The sequence below is a fragment of the Gammaproteobacteria bacterium genome (genome assembly GCA_016765075.1).
Classification (GTDB): domain Bacteria; phylum Pseudomonadota; class Gammaproteobacteria.
In genome coordinates this window covers 1-21,584 of record JAESQP010000156.1, presented here as the reverse complement: position 1 = coordinate 21,584, position 21,584 = coordinate 1, and the positions used below count along the sequence as shown (strand labels likewise).

Sequence of the window (21,584 nt, the reverse complement as noted above, 5' to 3'; positions counted from 1 at the left end):
CCTAAGCTCCTTATTTATAACAAGAGCCAGTGTCAAAAAATCCTTCGTTAATTATCAACATGCTGCTTTAACCCTTGCTGAACACGTTGGTCAATTTTATCAGTTAAGTCGTCGGCAAGTTGTAAACTTTGCAACAAAGACTTCACGTTTTCTTCAATATTTACATTCAGTTTGATTTGGCGACCATTTTCAAATTCAGGATTGTGGCCAACAATCGATAATTGCAGCACCATGTCACCACTGGGTTGGTAGTTCACCACCGCGCTAAGCTTGTCATAACGAAAATTTTCTAACGCCTTAGCTACTATCTCTAAGCCTTCATTGTCTTTAATCAACGCTTGGAGATCATCACCACGATAGGCCAACACACCACCCGGCGAACGTGCTGCCAAAACACCTGCTGCGACAGAGAGCTCCCCGTTTGATAAGGTAATGGGTATGCGACCATCGATCAACCCTGAACCCTTTAAACCTGGCTGCTGCTCAAGCGACAATATCTCTTGCAGGTTAAGACCCTGCACAGTGACATCAAACTGCGTCTCTTTATTGGGCTGCCAAAGCAAGCTTTTAAAGGCGATACGCCCACCGAGTGTGCGAGCAGAGAAATCGCTAATGACAAACGCTGTTAGGCCCTTTTCTGTTCCCCGTTCTATTACAGTTGGCTGCACATTAAAACGTATATTCTTCACAGGAAATCCAACATCGAGTAGATCAAGCGAAACAGTACTTTTTTTCTTGCTGGAAAATGCAAACAAATCATCAATAATGATTCGGCTAGCGCCTCCATTTAGCACCATGTCGCCATAGTTACCGGCCACTCCGGTGAGGCGAGCGCTAACTTTTACTTTGGTGTTATCTTGCAATAATAACAATGAAATATTCGCGTCCAGCATGCCTTCTTGCAACTGCAGGTCTTCCATATCGAACAAAGGCAGCAGCACCGGCAAAGTCTCAAGCCAGCCTTTGAGCGGGCTAGCAACTGTCTGCCAATGTATGCCGCCGCTTGCCTCTTGCCGCTCATAGGCGAACTCTCCACCCATCACATTGTTTTCTTTATCGAATGAAAGCGTATGGGTGCCTGTTAAAACATTCTGATCCGCCCTGAATTGTGCATTGAGGTTAAGTGCCAAATCATCATTTGCCGCAATATTTTTAAGCAATAGTTCGGCAGCGAACAGACCGTTTATAGTCCATTTATCAGCCACGCCCAGAGCCTGTTCTATATCGATATCAATCGTCGACGGCGCAACAATAAAGTCACCTGCACGCAACGGGTTACTCACCAAGCCAAGTTGAACATTATTAAATTGCCATCGCTGTGCCGCAATATCATAATCAACGACCGCCTCTTTTCTAAAACTAAGTCTTGGCGCATCCAGCGTATGCTCAGCGAATTTAACGCGTGGTGAAGTCCAAGATGAGTGTTGATTGATTGATACAGAAAGCTGATGGCTACGCGCGTTGATTAACCCAGCCAAATCAAGCTTTGATGGCGCCACATAACCGTCTGCAAAATCAAACTGGCCCAATGGCAAGCTCAACGTATAACGTGCATTAAGGGAGATTACATCGTCAACAGTCACGCTTGGTGAATCAAGGGTAAGCTGCCATTGCTGTCCATCAATTAATGGCAGGCTTACTGTAACAAGACCTTCAATATCCCATTGCTGTAAATCAGCTAATTTTGCCAACGCCAAATTTGATTGAAAATGCAGCGGCTTAATAATTTGTATAGACAGGGGCTGGTCTATCGCAAAGGGTAATAACTGAGGAAATGACCTAGAAAACACCAAAAGCTCGTCGGGTAGTACGGTTCTTATATTAGATTTTTCATCTATGGTGATAGCAGTACTGACATGATCAATAGCAAAATTCATATGCAGCTCAGCTGCCGTATCGTAAGGGTACAAAGGCGTAGAAACAGAATTGAGTTTGGCGTAGACATCACCCGATAAGTGATATTTGATCGGTGAACCAGCGACAATTTTTTTATGGATATAGCCATGCGGCTTAAGCGTCACTTGACCCGATATTTCAACCTCTATCGGCTCAAACAAACGTAACTCTCTGCCAAATTGATTTAAACCTAGTGGGTCAAAAACTAATTCGGCTTTATTAATTTCAATCGCATCGTTACGATCTGATAGCCGTGCTTTAAATAATAACAAGGGCACATCATCTTTATCTTGAGTTGTCACTGACAATGAAAACTGACCGCTACGTGTTATGAATGATACGGCCTTATAGCCTAACCTTTGCTGGCTATCTTCTCGCACCACCAATAATTCTAGCTGCATACGATCAGCGATACGGTAACCCGACACAACAGCCTCATATTTAGCATTATGCTGCTGGCCATGCCAGTTGATGAATAGTTTCTCAATATTCAATGATCGCAATGGCACTAATGTTAACCATTGTGCGGGCACAATTAATTCAAAATCATCCGATGTGCCCGCCTCACTGCGGCTACGGCTATCTATTTCAAGATAGGCTTTTTCAACGGAAAGTACGGGTAGATCACCACGCAGAAGGGCAAGTAAATTTATCTGGACGTTAGCATTGCGCGCTTCAAGTCGCCACTTTATTGTGCCCTGGCGTGATGCAAGGTTGAGCCAATTTAGCCTGAGCGCATTCCATTTTGGTCGCTCGGCACTGACAGAAATACTTTCGAAACCCTGGCGCTCTAATTGTCTTAAAAGGGTATTTTCGACAAGATAAGGTGCCGCGAAATACGCCATAACAACCAGCAACACTATAACGAAAAATAGCTTAACAATAATTTTAAACAGAAATTTCATACCATGAGCCTTTCAGACTTAGGATGAATCAGATTAAAACTAGGGTCTGTTGACGTTTCATTTTTATCGCTGCAGTGATAAAAATGAAACGTCAACAGACCCTAAATGAACTATATCGGTTTAGCTTTTTTCTTGATTATCATCATTTTCCCGTTTTGAACGGCTACGCATCAACGCCTCTGCGGGGCCTGATAGGGCATAAATCAAAAATCCAGCGAATAATACGATTGGCGGGTCGATAGAAACCAGGACAAAGACCATCACCACAACAAGCAAGGCAACAAAAGGCACGCGACCCTTAATATCAAAGTCTTTAAAGCTACGAAAGAGAATATTGCTGACCATTAGCAAGCCAGCAAATAAGGTCACCACCACGCCAATCAGCGTAAAAAACCGGCTTGGCTCGCTCGCCACATCAGCACCAAGCCAGTCACTAGCGACCCAAACAAACCCTGGACCAAGGCCGCGGCAGCAGGACTGGCTAGACCTTTAAAAAAACGTTTTTCTGTACCACCATTTTGCGAATTAAAGCGTGCTAATCGCAACGCAGCACAAGCCGTATAAATGAAAGCAACCAACCAACCCACCTTACCCAAGGATTGCAAGGACCATAAATAAATAACTAATGCAGGCGCCAAACCAAAGGCAACCATATCAACCAGGCTGTCATATTCGGCACCAAAAGCACTCTGAGTATGGGTCAAACGCGCGACTCGACCATCAAGACCATCGAGCACCATGGCGACAAAAATTGCCACCGATGCCGCTTCAAAGTGATGATTAATGGCAGAAACTATGGCATAAAAACCAGCAAACAAGCCTGCTGTGGTGAAAAAGTTTGGTAATAGATAGATGCCACGGCTGCGCGGCTTGCGTTTATCCATAGCATCTTTGTCGGCTTGGTTCCCGGACTCTTGTTCAATGCTCATAGACCGACTCACTCAACCATGATTACCTTATACAGCCATTTTAATGGACAAAATGCGCAAGTACTGATTCGCCAGCCACCAATCGATCACCTACCTTAACATCAACACGCGATGTGTCGGGGATATAGACATCGACGCGGCGACCAAAAGGAATATAACTGACTTGCCGACCCTGACCAACCCGCTCACCAGTGTGATAGTAACACTTAGGATAATGGCCTAAATAGCCACGATGCACCACCATAACAACATCATCTTGCTCATCTGTGCGAACGACCATTGATAGAGCAGTGATGTTTTTTCCGCGCTGTTTAATATCCGGTGCATTACGACTCAAGGTTATTATCTTACCTTCTGTAACACTGTGTACGGCATAAGCACCGGTTTTAGAAAAATCGATAGTAATACGTTGATCCATATGGTCGGTCTGTGGGTTATTCATTGGCACAATTTCCACAACCTGGCCATCGATTGGTGAAATAACCGCCAAAGGGTCGGCAGGTATGGAACGCCACGGATCGCGAAATAGGTACAGCAGTATGCTGAATATCAGGCAAAAAAACAGCGCTAAAATCAGGCTGAATTGAAAACAGACTATCGCCAATAAAGCAGCCGCAGAAAATAACGGCCACCCTGCCAAAGAAACAGGACTGTGAGTACGCCGACCCATTATATTTACAGTGTCACGCCAAGCGCTAACACAACAACAAGAAAGCTCTAATCAATTCATGACTCCGACCTAGAGTCGATCAAAGATCGTTTAGTTTTTTGAATGATCAACAATTTTGCTTTCACTGATCCATGACATCATTGAGCGCAATTTAGCGCCGACTATTTCGATTTGGTGTTCTTCACCTAAACGACGTTTGGCCTTAAGTGTGGCAGCACCAGCCTGATTCTCAAGAATAAATTCACGGGCGAATTCACCATTACGAATTTCTTCAAGAATGCGCTTCATCTCGGCCTTGGTTTCGCTGGTAACAATACGTGGGCCGCGGGTGAGATCGCCATATTCTGCTGTATTGGAAATCGAATAACGCATATTAGCGATACCGCCTTCATACATCAGATCAACAATCAGCTTAAGCTCATGCAAACATTCAAAATAGGCCATTTCAGGCGCATAACCCGCTTCAACTAAGGTCTCAAAACCTGCCTGTACCAATGCCGTGGCACCACCACAGAGCACAGCCTGCTCACCAAACAGATCGGTTTCGGTTTCTTCGCGGAAATTAGTTTCAATCACACCGGCACGGCCACCACCATTAGCGCTGGCATAGGACAAAGCGATTGCTTGCGCCTTACCTGACGCATCTTGATGCACGGCGATCAAAGTTGGCACACCACCGGAATTTTCATAGGTAGAACGCACCAAGTGGCCGGGGCCTTTTGGTGCAATCATAATGACATCCAAATCCGCACGTGGCTCGATTTGGCCATAATGAATATTAAAACCATGGGCAAAGGCTAATATGGCACCCTTTTTCAGGTTAGGCTCAATTTCCTTACGATAGACACGCGCCTGATTCTCATCTGGCAATAACACCATGACGACATCAGCATCTGCTGTCGCTTTTGCAACAGACTTGACAGTCAACCCAGCATTAGTGGCTTTCACTACAGAGCCAGACCCTTCACGTAAACCAACCACAACATCGACACCAGAGTCTTTCAGGTTATTGGCATGAGCATGACCCTGTGAGCCATAACCCAAAATTGCTACCTTCTTCGATTGAATAATCGACAGGTCTGCATCTTTATCGTAATACACGTTCATAGCCAAAATAACTCCTGTTAAAAATAGTTATCAAAATAAATGGGGGATAAATTTCTTACAAAATTCTTACAAACTCAGACCTTTATCACCACGCGCAATACCTGAGGTACCTGAGCGCACGGTTTCAATAATCGATGCACCTTCCAGCGCTTGCAAAAAGGCGTCTAACTTGCTGCCGGTGCCGGTCAACTCAATGGTGTAGGTGCGAGGCGTAACATCAATAATGCGACCACGAAAAATCTCGGCGAGACGCTTGAGTTCTTCGCGATCACTGCTACTTTTAATTTTGACCAACAGCATTTCCCGCTCGATGTGCGCGTCCTCGGATAAATCGACGAGTTTGACGACGTCAATCAATTTATTAAGCTGCTTGGTAATTTGCTCAATAATTTGATCCGAACCACGCGTGACTAACGTCATGCGTGACATCGTGGGGTCTTCGGTGGGCGCCACGGTCAGCGACTCAATATTGTAACCACGCGCAGAAAATAAGCCCGCTACCCGCGATAATGCACCGGCTTCGTTTTCAAGCAAGATTGAAATAATGTGCTTCACGCTAAATCCCGTTCTGCTGTCATATGTGCTGGCAGATGCATTTTATGATGCCCTTTGCCTTGCTCGATCATCGGAAAAACGTTTTCAGATTGATCGGTAACAAAGTCGATAAAGTATAAACGCTTGGTGTCTGCAATGGCCTCTTTAAGTGCTGCCTCGACATCCGCCGGTGACTCGACACGTAGCCCAACATGACCAAAGCTTTGTGCCAAGGCAACAAAGTCCGGCAGCGCATCCATATAGGACATGGCATAACGGCCTTCATAGAAGAATTCCTGCCACTGACGCACCATGCCCATATAGCGGTTATTAAGCGATACCACGTTGATGGGCAAATTGTATTGCAAGCACGTTGAAAGCTCTTGAATACACATCATAATGCTGGCTTCGCCGGTGATGCAGCAAACGGTTTCATCAGGATAGGCCAACTGCACGCCCATTGCTGCCGGCAGACCAAAACCCATGGTGCCTAAACCACCCGAATTAATCCAACGACGTGGCTTGTTAAAGCCATAATATTGTGCTGCCCACATCTGGTGCTGACCAACATCTGACGTGATAAAGGCATCACCCTTGGTGACTTTGTGCAGGCTCTCGATCACACTTTGCGGTTTAATGATTTTAGATTTTGTGTCATAACGCAGGCAATCTTTACTACGCCAGTCTTCTATCTCACCCCACCATTTAGCAACAGCCTCTTTGTCTGTTTTGACAGCTTGCTCTTTCAGCAAGATCATCATATCGGTTAAGACACTGCTTACTGAACCAACAATCGGCACATCAACTAATACACTCTTGGAAATCGAGGCAGGGTCAATATCAATATGAATCTTTTTGGCGTAAGGACAGAATTCGTCTACTTTGCCGACAACGCGATCATCAAAACGCGCACCAATGGCCAACAAAACATCGCAATCATGCATTGCCATATTCGCTTCGTAAGTGCCATGCATCCCCAGCATGCCCAAAAACTGCTTATCTGATGCCGGAAAAGCACCCAGGCCCATCAAGGTGCTGGTGATAGGAAAACCCAACATTTGGGTAAATTCGATCAACAGCTCCGAGGCGTTATCGAGTACAACACCACCACCACCACTGTAAATCATCGGCTTTTTCGCCGCCAATAACATGTCAACTGCGCGTTTTATCTGGCCACTATGACCTTTTTCCACCGGGTTGTAGGAGCGAATCTCAACCTTTTCAGGATAGTGATACGCGGTACGAAGCGCCGTCACATCTTTTGGTACATCAATCACCACTGGGCCAGGTCGACCACTGCTGGCGAGATAAAAGGCTTTTTTAATCGTCTCTGCCAAATCTTTAACATCCTTGACCAGGAAATTATGTTTGACACAGGGACGGGTAATGCCCACCGCATCGACTTCTTGAAAGGCATCACTACCAATAGCCCAGGTATTAACCTGACCGGTAATAATCACCATCGGAATCGAGTCCATATAGGCCGTGGCGATACCCGTTACCGCATTCGTCGCGCCGGGGCCAGACGTCACCAGCAACACACCCGGCTTGCCCGTTGCGCGAGCATAGCCGTCCGCAGCATGCGATGCGCCCTGCTCATGACGCACCAAGATATGCTTAACAGCATCTTGCTTAAACAAAGCATCATAGATATACAAAACCGCACCGCCAGGATAGCCAAAGATGTATTCAACACCCTCGTCTTTAAGGCTTCGCGTTAGAATTTCTGCGCCCGTCAGTATCTCGACGCCAGTTGATTGCTGCTGCATGGTCTTTTAAGAGTAAGTAAGCCAAAGAGTTAGAACGAGGTATTATGCCACGGGTCTGGCCATCCAGCATAATGCTTTTCTGGCTTGCACGCCCCTACGTGGGAGCCCATACTGAGGTTCCCTCAATAAAACGGACGATTTAATTGGGGCAACCTCAGAGCCATTTAATAATCCGAGCTCCATATCAACACTCGCTCACAGCGCTCTCAACACTTGCCAGGGTGGCTGCTGCAATACGCGTCGCGTTGCAACAAAACCCACCGCGCTGACTAAGACGACACCCGACACACAGCCCCATAGCCAAACATAGGGGCTTATCACAACTGTCAGGTCAAACAAGGCCGACGCGATAACACTTGCTATAACCGTAGCAACCATCGAGGCGATCAAGCCAGCCATTAAACCCAAGCCAATAAATTCAGCCAGGTTGGCTTGATTAAGCTGGCGACGACTGGCGCCCAGAGCACGCATTAAGGCGCTGTGACGTATACGCTGATCCAGCGTCGAATGTATCGCTGCAAATAACACGACACAACCCGCACACAGGGTAAAGATAAAGACATATTCAACAGCGCGTGTCACGCGATCAATAATCTGTTTGATTTGCAAAACCAAACTTCCCACATCGATCAACGTGACGTTAGGCAACTCTGTCACAATGTCACGCACCAAATCATTATGCTGCGCCCTGAGGGAATGCGATAGCATTTCTGAAGAAGTGCTCTTGGAGGCTACTGCTGTAGGCGGTGGTTGATAATAAGAAGAAATATATGCCGTTGGTTGATCTATCATTACGTCAGGAGAAAAAATCATATAAAAATTCACCTGAAAAGAATCCCATTCAACCTTGCGCAGATTAGCCACCTTCGCCTCAACCTCGACTCCAGCAATATTGACGCGAATTCGGTCACCTATGCTGGCGCCGATACGAGCGGCGAATTCCTGCTCTAAAGAAACTAAACCTTTATCGCTACCACTCCACCATCGGCCTTCGACGACAGGGCTGTGCTCAGGAACAGTCATTGCAAATGACAAGTTTAGGCTTCTCGAGGGACGACCTTGATCTTCATGGTCACCATCCACCGCAATCTCGCTGAGATCGATTGCATTAATCGCCACCAGGCGTCCTCGCACTGCCGGATGCAGCAATGGTCGCTCAAGATTATGTTGGTCAAATAAATCATACAGCTGTTGTTGTTGACCCGGCTGTAAATTGATTAAAAATTGATTCGGTGCTTTATCGGGCAGGCTCGCCTGCCATTGGACTAACAGATCATTGCGTATCAAAGCAAATAATAGCAGCACCATTAAACCAATACCGCAAGCAGTTAACTGCATCGCGGTATCGCCACTGCGTTGCGTCATTGCACGCAAACCAAGGCGCCAACCATAACCACTCTTTAACGGTATCAACCGCAACAAACGAATCAACAAATGAGCCGAGACGTAAAGTAAAATAACAGCAACGGCAACTCCTAATACGACATAGATAACCAAACGTATGTCTCGCGCTTGCCATATCATTAAGGCAACAACCACTGTGATGCCCAAGGCATAGGCGCTAATACTTTTCACCTCTATATTGCCAAGATCATGGCGCAGCACGCGCAGGGCAGGGACTTTTCTTAATTGCAGTAATGTTGGAAAAACAAAACTTAGCAACAATGCCATACCAATCAAAAAAGTACTCAACCCCGGCAACCACCCAGGCAATGGTAGCTGAGCGGATATTAGCGGTGCCAAGATCTGACTGAGAAAAAACTGGGCACCATAGCCTAGCGCCACACCCAAGGCCGTGGCGACAATACCGGTAACAACAAGCTGACCGGCAATAATGATGAAAATCGTATGATAACTTGCACCCATGCAGCGCAATAGTGCACAGTCATCGAGATGCAAGGACAAATAACGGCGGCTTGCACTAACGATAGCAACTCCAGCAAGGACAATACTCACCATCGCTGCAAGTCCCAAAAAACGCTCAGCACGATCAAGCGCAATAGCCACTTGTGGCCGTGCTTGCTTAACATCTTGCAGCTGCTGATCAGGAGCAAGTAGAGGTGTTACTTGCTCACGAAACTTTTCCAGTTGCGTATTGGCCCCAGCAATTAATAGCGTATAACGCGCTCGGCTGCCTCGTTGCAGTAATGCCGTTGCAGCCAGGTCTTGATGATGAATCATCACGCGTGGTGACATGGCGACGAAGTTGCTAGCTTGATCTGGCTCTTGCTCCAGCACGGCGCTGACGACAAATTCCTTGTTACCGAGTTTGACCCGACCACCAACCTCAAGTGCTAGCTGCGACAACATGCGCAGGTCTAACCATGCCTCACCACGCGCCGGGCCATGGCTGCGCTCAACAATTTCAGCGCCAATTTTATTGCGAATACGTAATTGCCCACGTAATGGGTAGGCATCACCCACTGCCTTGATGCCACCTAACCGTAGTTTGCTGTCTGTCACTGCGACGCTGGGAAATTCAGTTTTAAAGTCAAATTGCAAGCCCAGTGTATTGGCCTGCTCCATAAATTTAGTCTCGATGGGGTGGTCTGATTGCAGCACTAAGTCAGCACCCAGCAAATCATTTGCCTGGTTGGCTAAGGCCTGCTGTACGCGATCGGTAAAGGCCTCGACAGCGGTCATGCCCGTAGCCGCAATCAATAAAGCCCAAAAGAGTATTTGTATCTCACCACTGCGCCAACTGCGGCGCAGCATGCGTAACGATAAGCGCAGTGCATTCACGACTGCGACGCCATAATACGCCCCGCCTCCAGGGTGATGGTGCGCTGACAATACTGCGCCACTTTATCGTCGTGGGTGACAATCAATAAGGTTGAGCCATGCTGCTGATTCAGACGGGTTAATAGCTCAATGACGGCTTGACCTGTGTCGCGATCAAGGCTGCCGGTAGGCTCATCGGCGAACAATAACTTGGGCTGCGTGACAAAAGCACGTGCAAGCGCAACCCGCTGTTGTTCACCACCGGATAATTGTGATGGGTAATGACGCAAGCGATGGCCTAGTCCCACTTGGTGTAAGTGCTCCTGCGCCTTGTCCGCTGCCATCGCATCGCCTTTTATTTCCAGCGGCAGCGCAACGTTCTCCACTGCGTTCAAGTTTGCCAACAATTGAAACGATTGAAAGACAAAGCTGATATTATCACCACGCAGGCGTGCACGCTGATCTTCATCGAGGTCAAATATCGCAATATCGTTGAGATAAACCGAACCACTGCTGGGTGTGTCCAAACCTGCTAGCAAGCCAAGCAAAGTAGACTTGCCGGCACCCGAAGCACCGACAATGGCGACACGCTCACCTGCGTTTACGCTAAAATTGATGTCTTGTAACAATTGCAAGTTACCGCCTGGGCCGACAACTGACTTACAAAGTGATGACACGGTTAATATTGGGGGCAATATTGGAGAGCAATCTTTTTTAGTATCCATGAATAAACTCGTTAAAATCTTATTAGCCAATCTCATCAATATCGTCTTGTTTGTGACCACGACTAACGCATCAACTGTCAACAAACCGAGCATTCTTGTTATTGGCGACAGCCTCAGTGCTGCCCACAATATGCCGCAAGCAGCCGGCTGGGTAAGCTTATTACAAGCGCGTCTTAGCGAAAGTCATTTCGACTTCACTGTTGTTAACGCCAGCATCAGCGGTGACACCAGCGCTGGTGGCTTGAACCGCATTGGTAAAGCACTCAACTACGCTAAACCCTCTCTCACCATTATTGAGCTCGGTGCTAACGATGGCCTGCGTGGCTTGTCTCTCAACGAGATGAGAAACAATCTTGACCAAATGATTACTATGGCACAATCCAACGGCTCCAAGGTACTGCTGCTTGGTACGCGGTTACCGCCAAATTATGGTCCACAATACACCCATGACTTTAGTAATAATTATACTCTGCTAGCAGACAAATACGCGGTTACGCTGGTTCCCTCAATGTTAAACGGATTCGAAGACAACCCCGACTATTTTCAACCCGACCAGCTCCACCCATCCATAAAAGCACAAGAACGAATACTGGATAATGTCTGGCCTGCGATTAAATCACTACTGGAAGGCATCTCTAGGGGGTGTTAACAATTACCTTCGTTGGTGTAATTCTGAGTCATTTTTCGTGCTGGCAAGGCGTGCTGAGGCGTAATAGTTGTTCTATTGCGCCCTGAGGGAATGCGGTAGCATTCCTGAGGAAGTACTCTTGGGGTGCAACGATGCGCAACGCAGTCAGCGCGAAAAAAGATCAGAATTTCGCCACGAACGGTGATTGTTAACACCCTTTATCGTCCATCCAGATAAGGCTCGCCATGCGACCTGTGCTCTTGCCATCACGGCGATAAGAAAAAAAACGTGCTGAATCAGTGTAAGAGCAAAACTCCCCACCATATATTGCTGCAACCCCAGCCTTGCGCAAGCGTAATCGCGCTAATTCATATAAATCTGCATGCCAATGCGCATCGCTACTTGTTGTAAAACAGGCAGCGCTGTCTTGGTCTAAAGCCAACGTCCGATAAACCTCTACACCTACCTCAAATGCTTTACTACTGATAGCCGGGCCGAGCCAAGCCAGCATCTGATTCTTATGACTAGAACGGGGATTAGAATGGCCATCAAAATGCGTCAACGCTGCCTCAATTACGCCTTGCGCTAGACCGCGCCAACCCACGTGTACAGCAGCAATAATTTTATGTCGACGATGACAGAGCAATATCGGCAGGCAATCGGCTGTCATCACGGCACATACCTGCCCTGCTGCTCGTGTGTAACTTGCATCCGCTTTGGGTACCATCCCCTGCTCATCCGTATCACTAAGCTCAATCACACGATTACCGTGCACCTGTGTCAACCAATGGGGCGACTGCGGCAAATTAAGCAAACTGGCAAGTTGTACTCGATTTAACGATACATTATTTGCTGTATCACCCACATGTTGAGCAAGATTAAAACTTGCGAATGCCCCAGCACTGACACCACCCTGACGTGTCGTCGTTACCGCCTTTACCCAGTGCGGTGCTGGCCAACTTGGGGTGATAAGGGGGGCGCTCCGCATCATTATATTATGTGCCTTAAAGAAACCATGTGCGTCGCATTAATTGTCACTGTGCAGTTTGTCATCCACGCGCAAGGCGTCGGCCACGGCCAGCATGTCATCAGGGATCGGTGCTTGCCAACCAATCATCTCTTTGCTTTGAGGATGTACCAGCTCAAGTTCAAAAGCATGCAGGGCTTGTCGCTTAAAATTATCTAGGCACGCAGTCAGCTCTGCTGAGGCACCTGCCATTCTACGTGCACGGCCGCTGTACACTGGATCGCCTAGCAGCGGATACTTTATATGTGCCATGTGCACACGAATTTGATGAGTGCGACCTGTTTCGAGCTGCACATCAATCATGGTGTGACAACGAAAACGTTCGCGTACGCGATAATGGGTAATGGCTTCGCGTCCTGTTCTGCCGCCGGCTCTAACTACCGCCATACGTTGACGATTAACAGGGTGGCGCGCAATCGGCTCATCAATAGTCGCACCAGCCACCATGGCGCCTTGAGCAATCGCCACATACTTGCGTTTGACGCTACGCTGCTCCATCTGTGCCACCTGAACCTTATGTGCCTGTAAAGTTTTGGCAATAACCAATAAGCCCGTTGTATTCTTGTCTAGCCGATGCACAATCCCCGCACGCGGCAAAGTAGCAAGATTCGGCGCATAATATAATAAGGCGTTAACCAAGGTACCTTGGTAGTTTCCTGCCGCCGGGTGAACAACCATTCCATCCGCTTTATTAATAACAATAAGCTGGTCATCTTCATAGACTATATCGATAGCAATGTCTTGCGCCAGCCAGGTGTCATCAGCAATCTGCTGCGGCTTTAATACAACTTCATCGCCTTCATGCACTTTGTCTCTAGGTCGCAACACCTTACTATTAACCGTAACCAGCCCCTCATCAACCCATTGTTTTAAACGTGAACGCGAATACTCTGGCCATAGGCGTGCCAGTGCCTGATCGAGCCTCATGCCTGCTAGCTCGTCGCTAATCGACTGACGCAATTCATTCGTATTATTTGTCGTTACTGTCATAAATAAAATTGACCCAATTCAAAGCCCACATCAACATCAATACGAGCATTGATATTGATTAAACATTTTAATAACACCTGCTAACCTTCAGTTTTATCTTACAACAACACATAAGTATCCATATCAAAATTAAGGCAACGTTGTATAAGCTCTGCTATAGTCCAGCCATCACTATCACTTATCATCGCACTGATGACTAAGGTCTGCATACCTTGCTGGAGCTGAGGTTTTTGAATAAATTAACGCTGCTTGGCTTGGCCGCACTATTATGTGTGTCCTGTTCGAGCACACCAAACACGGCGCCGTCTAACACTGGCAGCGAACCAGACCTTACTGCTGGAAATACGGCCATGGCAATCTATGCACGCGGCCAAAACGCCGTGGATAATGGTAATTTCCGTGAAGCATTAAATCAGTTTACCCGCTTACGCACGCAATTTCCTGAAGACAAAACAACGCCACAGGCGCTGCTCGGCAGCGGTTATGCGCATTACAAGCTGGGTGATAGTAATGCTGCAGTCGAAGCCAGCAACGCCTTTATTCAAACCTATGCAAACCATTCGCTCATTGATTACGCCTATTATCTGCGCGGCCTCGCTCGCTACAATGATGGAATTAAACAACTGCAAAGCAGTCAGCTAACGGGTAATGCGCGCACTGCTATAGCACGTAAAGCATTTGCGTCGTTCGCTGAATTAGTCCGCCGCCACCCTAATAGCAAATACAATCAAGATGCCCGTATTCGCATGGAAGTCCTACACAGCAAATTAGCTGAACATGAAATTAAACTGGCAAAAACTGCTTTGTCGTTCAATAAATATAAAGAAGCCATTGCCCGCGCTGAATACATAATTAAAAATTATACTCGCTCGGAATCTACACCAGAAGCCTATTCAGTAATGATTGAGGCATTTACAGCACAAGGTAGCCTGGTACAAGCCTCTGATGTGCGCCAAGCGCTTAAACGCAAATATCCCGATTATCGTCATACTACTAGTGCGCATACTAGCGGCAATGAGGTAATCCGTGTTGACCCCGCTAAGCTGAAGCAGCGCCAAATTGCAAAACAAAGTGCCCGCTTTGCAATCGAAGCTGCCAATAAACCTCGCCCACGCACTGAGCCAAACCTAGAGAGTGAAAACCAAGTCCAACTCATATCACCCAATACTGCTGACCTTAGCGATTTCACTGACAATGATAATGAACTCAAACGGGAATCGTGGTATTTGTCACAGCCTGGCGCTAGCTATACCTTACAATTACTTGGCACTAACGATGAAAAAGCCTTGCAAGATTACATTAAGAAACATGATATTGCTGCAGAAGCAGGCTATTTTCGCGCACGCAATGAAGGCAGTCATTGGTTTACGCTGACTTATGGTCATTACCGCAGCAAAAATGAAGCCTTACTTGCGTTAAAGGGACTCAGTGCTGAGTTACAGCTACCGAACCCCTGGGTGCGCTCGATGTCGGATATTCATAACAAACTCAATAGCCGTTAATGCGCAATCGCGAGTGGCTTTGTCGTTCTGGCCGTTTATAATGTTGGCTTAACTTTTTGGTATATCACTGTGCTTTGCTTACGCCCAATACTTCTACTGTTTCTGCTGGCTTCACTGTTAGTCACCAGTGGCTGTTCATTATTTCCTGACAAAGAGGATGTCCCTACTAACTGGACTGCCGCCCGCCTTTATGATGAGGCAACTGCCGCCTATAATAAAAAGTCCTACGATGCCGCCATCGAACATTTTCAAGAACTGGAAAAACGCTTTCCATTTGGGCCTTTTGCCCAGCGCGCACAACTCAATATCGGCTTTGCTTATCTTGATAATGAGGAACTTGAAGCAGCCTTAAGTGCAGCTAATCGCTTTATTCGCCTAAACCCACGCCATGAAAAAGTAGATCGTGCTTATTATCTGCGCGGCTTAGCCACATTTGATGATCGTTCGGGAAAATTTGGCCCTATCCGCTTCTTTGACCCAGCCACCCGTGACCCACGTACACTTACCGAGTCGTTCCGATATTTTTCGCAGCTGGTAAATAAGTTTCCCGCAAGTCAATACAGCTCAGATGCACGGCAGCGTATGGTTTACTTACGTAACACCCTGGCTAAGCACGAACTGCATGTCGCACGCTTTTACGTTAAACGTGGTGCCTTTATCGCCGCAATTAATCGCGCCAAATATATTATTGAAAAGCTGCCAGAGTCGCCAGCCACCGCTGATGCCTTAGCCATACTAATACGCACTTACAAACATCTCGGCATGCACTACTTAGCGAACAATAGCCTACAAGTGTTGCAGCTAAATTACCCTGATCACCCACAGGCCAAAGCCTTACGAAAACGAACGAAGAGCTAGTACTCCAACAAGTTAGTATTGACAGGCTCAGCGAGACGAAAAGCGGTCAGCTGATAGGCGTGCGAACGCAGTATTAGCCATAGCTAATTCAAGGCAGCACAACAACGCAGATGACCGCTTCTCGTCTCGCCCAAAGGGAACCAGCCCAATGCACCGCTACTGCGTTACAGCCCTTGGCAAGGGAACAACCCTTGCCTGCGGACTGCGCCTTGTATCGGTACATTGGGCTAGCTCTGAACCTGTCAATACTAACTTGCTGGAGTACCAGGGAAGACTGCTTAAGCCTAAATAATAAATCAGTTAAATCGTAGCAAGGGCGTCTAAAGTGATGGAGGTAACGTGTTTTTTGCTAATTTTAGGCGATCGCGTAGTCGCTCATGGGTGAGTCTACAGTGAGAAAAAACACTTAGGTTTAGTACATTTAAGTGTTCGCAGTGGACTTAACTGATTTATTTAGGTTCAATGCGATTTGAAGCAACACAGCTTGTAGCCGTAACAAACACTAAACTGCATCGTTATCTTGCTCGCCAGTTCTGATGCGAATCACTTTTTCTACGGCAAGCACAAAAATCTTACCATCACCAATTTTACCGGTACGTGCCTCGTTGGTAATAACCTCAAGGGCACTTTCCAACTGATCATCGGTAACGACCACTTCGATTTTGACTTTAGGAATAAAATCAACGACATATTCAGCGCCACGATAAAGCTCAGTATGGCCTTTTTGTCGACCAAAACCCTTGCTTTCTGTCACTGTCATGCCAGTAATACCAACAGCAGACAATCCTTCACGTACTTCATCTAATTTAAACGGCTTGATAATAGCTTCTATTTTTTTCATAGCTGCCTCGAGCAGATAGGGTTATAGAGCCAGTTAAGCTCATTGCGTAGTATATAGTACAACGACTCTGTGTTGACGTCGATGTCTTATACTCCGCCTTACTAAGCTCTACAAATCACCGTAGCCTAAACATAGCTCGATGTGATCGGATAACGTCGATCCCTACCGAAAGCTCGTGCTGTCAATTTAACGCCCGGAGGCGCTTGACGCCGTTTATACTCATTACGTCGTACCATGCCAACAACCTTGCGCACTGTCTCTTCACTAAAGCCATCAGCGATAATTTCAGCAACGGATTTATCCTCTTCAACATAGGCTTGAAGAATGGGGTCGAGAACCTCGTAGGCAGGTAAAGAGTCCACATCTTTTTGATCCGGCGCCAATTCAGCAGAAGGCGCTCGATTAATCACCCGCTCAGGAATGACGTCAGAAATCGTATTGCGATAACGCGCTAACTGATAGACCATCGTCTTAGAAACATCTTTTAACGGTGCAAACCCCCCTGCCATATCACCATACAAGGTGGCATAACCCACTGCCATTTCACTCTTATTGCCCGTAGTCAACACCATGCGGCCAGTCTCATTTGAGATTGCCATCAGCAACACACCGCGACAACGCGCTTGCAAATTCTGTTTAGCCAAATCGCTTGGCGCCAAACCTTCTTTTTTATTTAACTCGGTAACAAAGGCGTCGAACATAGATTCGATGGCAATCTCATCATAACGAACGCCTAATGTTTGAGCCTCGGTACGCGCATCTTCGATGCTTATGTCGGAGGTATATTGATAAGGCATCATCACCGCTTGTACATTTTCTGCGCCGAGAGCATCAACGGCGACTGCAAGTGTTAGCGCAGAATCAATGCCTCCAGACAAGCCCATGACGACGCCCAGGAAACCATTTTTACCAACATAATCACGTACCGCCAGCACCATTGCCTGATATATCGATTGCTCACGCTGAGGCAACACGTACGTTTGCGCAACACTTGGCTGTAAGTCACCAGAAGATTCCACTTTGGCAAATTCCACCAAAGAATTAGCGCTATCAAACATTGGTGAACAGTAATGAATAGCTTCATCGGCAGCGATAACCATTGAGGCACCATCAAACACTAACTCGTCCTGGCCACCCACCAAATTGCAATAAACAATCGGCAAACCACTCTCACGCACACGCTGGATCAACACCGTTTCACGTTCGCACTGTTTGTCTTCATGATAGGGCGATGCATTAATATTAATAATCAAATCAGCACCAGCGTGCACCGCCTGATTGACTGGCCCAGGCCGCCAGATATCTTCGCATATCGTTAAAGCCAACGACACGCCATTAATAGAGAAAATACAGGTTTCATCGCCCGGCGTAAAATAACGTTTTTCATCAAAAACGCCATAGTTTGGAATTTGCTGTTTACGGTAGGTGCAAAGTATTTTTCCATCAGCCAACACTGAAGCAGCGTTATATAACAAGCCGTCTTGCAGTAAGGGGTAGCCAACAACAACCTTGATACCCTTAATCTGTTTTACCAATGAATCCAAAGACTGGGCCACCGCTGCGCAAAAACCATCACGCAAAACCAAATCTTCAGGCGGGTAACCACTTAGGCTTAACTCAGGGAAAATAACTAAATCAGCAGACTGCTCATCACGCGCAAATATCGTCGCAGACAACACCTGCTCAGCATTGCCTTCAATATCGCCACATGTAAATTACATTGTGCGATAGTTATACGGAGTTTTTTTGTCAAAGTGACTTAACCTGGCGATTACGTGGGTGATTGCGTGGGAAATTACAGGTATTAAGATTAGTTCTTAGCATGAGTGCCATCACAAAAAGGCAAATTAGCAGATTTTTTACACATACAAAGATAATAAAATTTAGACTCTCCAACGCTGAATGCTTTTGGTGAAAACTCGCTATCGCGATGCGAGCTATCGCAAAACGGTTGCTTATGAGAACGACCGCAGGTACAAAAATAATAAGTTTTACCAACTTCCAACACGGTTGATATCGGAGTACGACCAGCAACGATAGGTTTAGTCATGTGTACAACTCCATAAATTAGAGCTTCCTTCACAGTAAACTATTAGCAATATCCAAGATAGGCTAGGCGGACAATCTTTGTTTTAACTGCTCACCGATATCCGCTGGCGAACGCACCACCTCAACGCCTACTTTTTCTAACGCGGCAATCTTGCCTTCAGCAGTGCCTTGACCACCAGAGATAATTGCACCAGCATGGCCCATACGACGACCACTTGGCGCAGTGATACCCGCAATATAAGCCACTACTGGCTTACTAACATCGCTTTGAATAAATTCTGCCGCGGCTTCTTCGGCTGCGCCGCCAATTTCGCCAACTAAGATAATACTTTTTGTCTGCTCATCTTGCTCAAATAAACGCAAGCAGTCGATAAAATTCATGCCTTGAATAGGATCACCACCAATACCAACACAGGTGCTCTGTCCCAACCCCACTGCCGTTGTCTGCTGCACCGCTTCATAGGTCAGCGTACCTGAGCGCGAAACAATCCCCACCGAACCCACTTGATGAATATTGCCAGGCATAATACCAATCTTACAGCCACCCGGGGTAATGACACCCGGGCAATTCGGCCCAATCAACCACGCATCATATTGTTTTAATACAGCCTTAACCTTGAGCATATCCAAAACCGGTATACCCTCAGTAATACAACAAATCACTTTAACACCGGCAGCAGCCGCTTCGATGATCGCTTCGGCTGCAAATGGTGCCGGCACATAAATACTGCTTGCTTGCGCACCAGTTTGCTCAACTGCTTGCCGAACTGTATTAAATACCGGTAAGCCAAGGTGTACTCGGCCACCTTTACCTGGTGTTACGCCACCAACCATTTGCGAGCCATAAGCAATCGCTTGCTCGGAATGAAAGGTGCCTTGCTTTCCAGTAAAGCCCTGGCAAATGACTTTGGTGCTTTTATCAACCAATATGCTCATTAGCCAACACCTTTTTCTGTTTTATTAGCCAGTGCAACGGCTTGCTGCGCCGCCATAGTCAAAGACTCAGTTGATACCAGGTCAAGTCCACTTTTATCAAGCAGCGCACGTGCTTGCTCTGCATTAGTGCCTTGCAAACGCACCACAACAGGAATGGCAATGCCTACTTCTTTGATGGCAGAGATAATACCTTGTGCAATCAAATCACAACGGACAATGCCACCAAATATATTCACCAAAATTGCATTAACCTGGCCACCGGAGACAATCAACTTAAAGGCTTCAGCAACTTTGTCCGCCGTGGTGCCACCACCCACATCAAGAAAATTAGCTGGCTCACCACCATGCAACTTAATCAAGTCCATCGTCGCCATTGCCAAACCTGCACCATTGACCATACAGGCAATGTCACCGTCTAACGAGATATAGTTTAGATTGTGAATGTGCGCCGCACGCTCTTTTTCATCTTCTTGCTCAGCGTCACGTAGTAATGCCAAATCGTGATGGCGATACAAGGCATTGTCGTCAATCTCCACCTTGGCGTCGAGTGGGATCAATTGATCATCCTCAGTTATCGCCAAGGGGTTGATTTCTATCAGGCTGGCATCTTTTGCTACGTACAGGCGATAAAGTGATTGCATCAACTTAGCCAGGGCAGCCATCAAAACCGGTGACAATCCCAAGTCAAAAGCCACTTGTCGGCATTGCCAATACTGTAAACCAACAACGGGATCGACGACCAGACGATGAATTTTTTCTGGCTGAGTCGCCACCACTGTTTCGATATCCATTCCACCTTCAGTCGACAGAATAAATACAACACGCTCAATTGCTCTGTCCAGCAAAAGACTGACATACAGTTCTTGCTGGATATTGATTGCTGGCTCAATCAGTACATGGTTCACGGGCAGGCCTTGCGGCCCTGTTTGATGTGTCACTAGATGCGAACCAAGTAACTCGTTAGCAGCCTGCTCTAGCTCAACGATATTGCTCACCAGCTTGATGCCGCCCGCCTTACCACGTGCGCCTGCATGCACCTGTGCTTTAACAACCCAGCCGTTAGCAGGGATTTTTTCCATCAGCTCACGAGCCTGCGCTACTGACACAGCAACACCGTGTTTAGGCAAGCTAATACCAAAGCTCTCAAACAAAGCTTTGGCTTGATATTCGTGAAGCTTCATCTATATGATTGGATATAAATTATTGGCTCGATGCCCATTTAATTTTGGCTACACCCTGCGGGGCAAGTTAAAACGGAATATCGTCGTCAAAATCATCGTTCGCCATTGCCTGTCCTTGGGCTGGCGCCGATGCAGGCTGTTGTTGCGCGCCGCCAGAGCGTTGCGGCGGCGATTGAGATGACGACTGACCACCACTGTACGATTGCTGGCCACCACCTGAAAACTGGTCGCCACCACCACGACTATCAAGCATCTGCATTTCGTTGGCAACAATCTCTGTGGTGTAACGATCATTCCCGCTCTTGTCTTGCCATTT

Annotated in this window: 16 protein-coding genes and 3 pseudogenes; 3 read left to right on the top strand and 16 right to left on the bottom strand. The window is 46.9% G+C overall.

Going from position 1 to position 21,584, the window contains the following annotated elements; all coding sequences use genetic code 11:
• Positions 1 to 47: 47 nt before the first annotated feature.
• The 8 genes and pseudogenes from JKY90_09595 to JKY90_09560 form a co-directional block, all read right to left on the bottom strand.
• Positions 48 to 2,801 carry a YdbH domain-containing protein gene (locus JKY90_09595; GenBank protein ID MBL4852507.1) on the bottom strand — a complete coding sequence of 918 codons (2,754 nt, stop codon included), beginning with the start codon at positions 2,799 to 2,801 and terminating at the stop codon, positions 48 to 50.
• A gap of 120 nt (positions 2,802 to 2,921) precedes the next feature.
• Positions 2,922 to 3,730, bottom strand: a pseudogene (gene pssA / locus JKY90_09590) (CDP-diacylglycerol--serine O-phosphatidyltransferase).
• Positions 3,731 to 3,770: 40 nt separating this feature from the next.
• Positions 3,771 to 4,400 carry a hypothetical protein gene (locus JKY90_09585; GenBank protein MBL4852506.1) on the bottom strand — a complete coding sequence of 210 codons (630 nt, stop codon included), beginning with the start codon at positions 4,398 to 4,400 and terminating at the stop codon, positions 3,771 to 3,773.
• A 90-nt stretch (positions 4,401 to 4,490) separates the two neighbouring features.
• On the bottom strand, positions 4,491 to 5,507 hold the full coding sequence (gene ilvC, locus JKY90_09580; protein ID MBL4852505.1) for a ketol-acid reductoisomerase: 1,017 nt from the start codon (positions 5,505 to 5,507) through the stop codon (positions 4,491 to 4,493).
• A gap of 66 nt (positions 5,508 to 5,573) precedes the next feature.
• Positions 5,574 to 6,062: an acetolactate synthase small subunit gene (gene ilvN, locus JKY90_09575; protein MBL4852504.1), complete on the bottom strand. Its 489-nt coding sequence runs from the start codon at positions 6,060 to 6,062 to the stop codon at positions 5,574 to 5,576.
• Entirely contained in the window at positions 6,059 to 7,810 is a 1,752-nt protein-coding gene (ilvB, locus tag JKY90_09570) for a biosynthetic-type acetolactate synthase large subunit (protein ID MBL4852503.1), read from the bottom strand. Before ilvB ends, ilvN begins: the two co-directional genes overlap by 4 nt.
• A 195-nt stretch (positions 7,811 to 8,005) precedes the next feature.
• Positions 8,006 to 10,552 carry an FtsX-like permease family protein gene (locus JKY90_09565; GenBank protein MBL4852502.1) on the bottom strand — a complete coding sequence of 849 codons (2,547 nt, stop codon included), beginning with the start codon at positions 10,550 to 10,552 and terminating at the stop codon, positions 8,006 to 8,008.
• Complete coding sequence (locus tag JKY90_09560; GenBank protein MBL4852501.1) at positions 10,549 to 11,256, bottom strand: ABC transporter ATP-binding protein; 708 nt, start codon at positions 11,254 to 11,256, stop codon at positions 10,549 to 10,551. Before JKY90_09560 ends, JKY90_09565 begins: the two co-directional genes overlap by 4 nt.
• On the opposite strand from JKY90_09560, the gene JKY90_09555 reads away from it, so the two are divergent.
• Complete coding sequence (locus JKY90_09555) at positions 11,255 to 11,905, top strand: arylesterase (GenBank protein ID MBL4852500.1); 651 nt, start codon at positions 11,255 to 11,257, stop codon at positions 11,903 to 11,905. The two genes, JKY90_09560 and JKY90_09555, sit on opposite strands and share 2 nt — an antisense overlap.
• A gap of 187 nt (positions 11,906 to 12,092) precedes the next feature.
• On the opposite strand, the gene pgeF is transcribed toward JKY90_09555, so the two are convergent.
• On the bottom strand, positions 12,093 to 12,872 hold the full coding sequence (pgeF, locus tag JKY90_09550) for a peptidoglycan editing factor PgeF (GenBank protein MBL4852499.1): 780 nt from the start codon (positions 12,870 to 12,872) through the stop codon (positions 12,093 to 12,095).
• Positions 12,873 to 12,911: 39 nt separating this feature from the next.
• Positions 12,912 to 13,901, bottom strand: a complete 990-nt coding sequence (gene rluD, locus JKY90_09545; protein ID MBL4852498.1) for a 23S rRNA pseudouridine(1911/1915/1917) synthase RluD — start codon at positions 13,899 to 13,901, stop codon at positions 12,912 to 12,914.
• 230 nt (positions 13,902 to 14,131) lie between these two features.
• Here rluD and bamD point away from each other — a divergent pair, with 230 nt between their 5' ends.
• Positions 14,132 to 15,403, top strand: a complete 1,272-nt coding sequence (gene bamD / locus JKY90_09540; protein ID MBL4852497.1) for an outer membrane protein assembly factor BamD — start codon at positions 14,132 to 14,134, stop codon at positions 15,401 to 15,403.
• Positions 15,404 to 15,472: 69 nt separating this feature from the next.
• On the top strand, positions 15,473 to 16,261 hold the full coding sequence (locus JKY90_09535) for an outer membrane protein assembly factor BamD (protein MBL4852496.1): 789 nt from the start codon (positions 15,473 to 15,475) through the stop codon (positions 16,259 to 16,261).
• A gap of 502 nt (positions 16,262 to 16,763) precedes the next feature.
• Here the strand turns inward: JKY90_09535 and JKY90_09530 are convergent.
• The 6 genes and pseudogenes from JKY90_09530 to JKY90_09505 all read right to left on the bottom strand — a co-directional run bounded on the left by JKY90_09530 (position 16,764) and on the right by JKY90_09505 (position 21,584).
• The gene (locus JKY90_09530; GenBank protein MBL4852495.1) at positions 16,764 to 17,102 is read right to left on the bottom strand and encodes a P-II family nitrogen regulator; all 339 of its coding nucleotides are present in this window, start codon (positions 17,100 to 17,102) and stop codon (positions 16,764 to 16,766) included.
• Positions 17,103 to 17,227: 125 nt separating this feature from the next.
• A pseudogene (locus JKY90_09525) lies at positions 17,228 to 18,855 on the bottom strand (NAD+ synthase).
• A 57-nt stretch (positions 18,856 to 18,912) separates the two neighbouring features.
• Entirely contained in the window at positions 18,913 to 19,152 is a 240-nt protein-coding gene (locus JKY90_09520; protein MBL4852494.1) for a CDGSH iron-sulfur domain-containing protein, read from the bottom strand.
• A 62-nt stretch (positions 19,153 to 19,214) separates the two neighbouring features.
• On the bottom strand, positions 19,215 to 20,087 hold the full coding sequence (gene sucD, locus JKY90_09515) for a succinate--CoA ligase subunit alpha (GenBank protein ID MBL4852493.1): 873 nt from the start codon (positions 20,085 to 20,087) through the stop codon (positions 19,215 to 19,217).
• Entirely contained in the window at positions 20,087 to 21,268 is a 1,182-nt protein-coding gene (gene sucC, locus JKY90_09510; GenBank protein MBL4852492.1) for an ADP-forming succinate--CoA ligase subunit beta, read from the bottom strand. The genes sucD and sucC overlap by 1 nt, the downstream gene beginning before the upstream one ends.
• 205 nt (positions 21,269 to 21,473) lie before the next feature.
• Positions 21,474 to 21,584 (bottom strand): annotated as a pseudogene (locus JKY90_09505) (single-stranded DNA-binding protein).

Coding starts and splice junctions, on each gene's coding strand:
- ilvC (MBL4852505.1), bottom strand. CDS start 5,507: ATGAACGTGTATTACGATAAAGATGCAGACCTGTCGATTATTCAATCG.
- JKY90_09555 (MBL4852500.1), top strand. CDS start 11,255: ATGAATAAACTCGTTAAAATCTTATTAGCCAATCTCATCAATATCGTC.
- JKY90_09595 (MBL4852507.1), bottom strand. CDS start 2,801: ATGAAATTTCTGTTTAAAATTATTGTTAAGCTATTTTTCGTTATAGTG.
- rluD (MBL4852498.1), bottom strand. CDS start 13,901: ATGACAGTAACGACAAATAATACGAATGAATTGCGTCAGTCGATTAGC.
- sucC (MBL4852492.1), bottom strand. CDS start 21,268: ATGAAGCTTCACGAATATCAAGCCAAAGCTTTGTTTGAGAGCTTTGGT.
- JKY90_09520 (MBL4852494.1), bottom strand. CDS start 19,152: ATGACTAAACCTATCGTTGCTGGTCGTACTCCGATATCAACCGTGTTG.
- sucD (MBL4852493.1), bottom strand. CDS start 20,087: ATGAGCATATTGGTTGATAAAAGCACCAAAGTCATTTGCCAGGGCTTT.
- pgeF (MBL4852499.1), bottom strand. CDS start 12,872: ATGCGGAGCGCCCCCCTTATCACCCCAAGTTGGCCAGCACCGCACTGG.
- JKY90_09585 (MBL4852506.1), bottom strand. CDS start 4,400: ATGGGTCGGCGTACTCACAGTCCTGTTTCTTTGGCAGGGTGGCCGTTA.
- JKY90_09560 (MBL4852501.1), bottom strand. CDS start 11,256: ATGGATACTAAAAAAGATTGCTCTCCAATATTGCCCCCAATATTAACC.
- ilvB (MBL4852503.1), bottom strand. CDS start 7,810: ATGCAGCAGCAATCAACTGGCGTCGAGATACTGACGGGCGCAGAAATT.
- JKY90_09530 (MBL4852495.1), bottom strand. CDS start 17,102: ATGAAAAAAATAGAAGCTATTATCAAGCCGTTTAAATTAGATGAAGTA.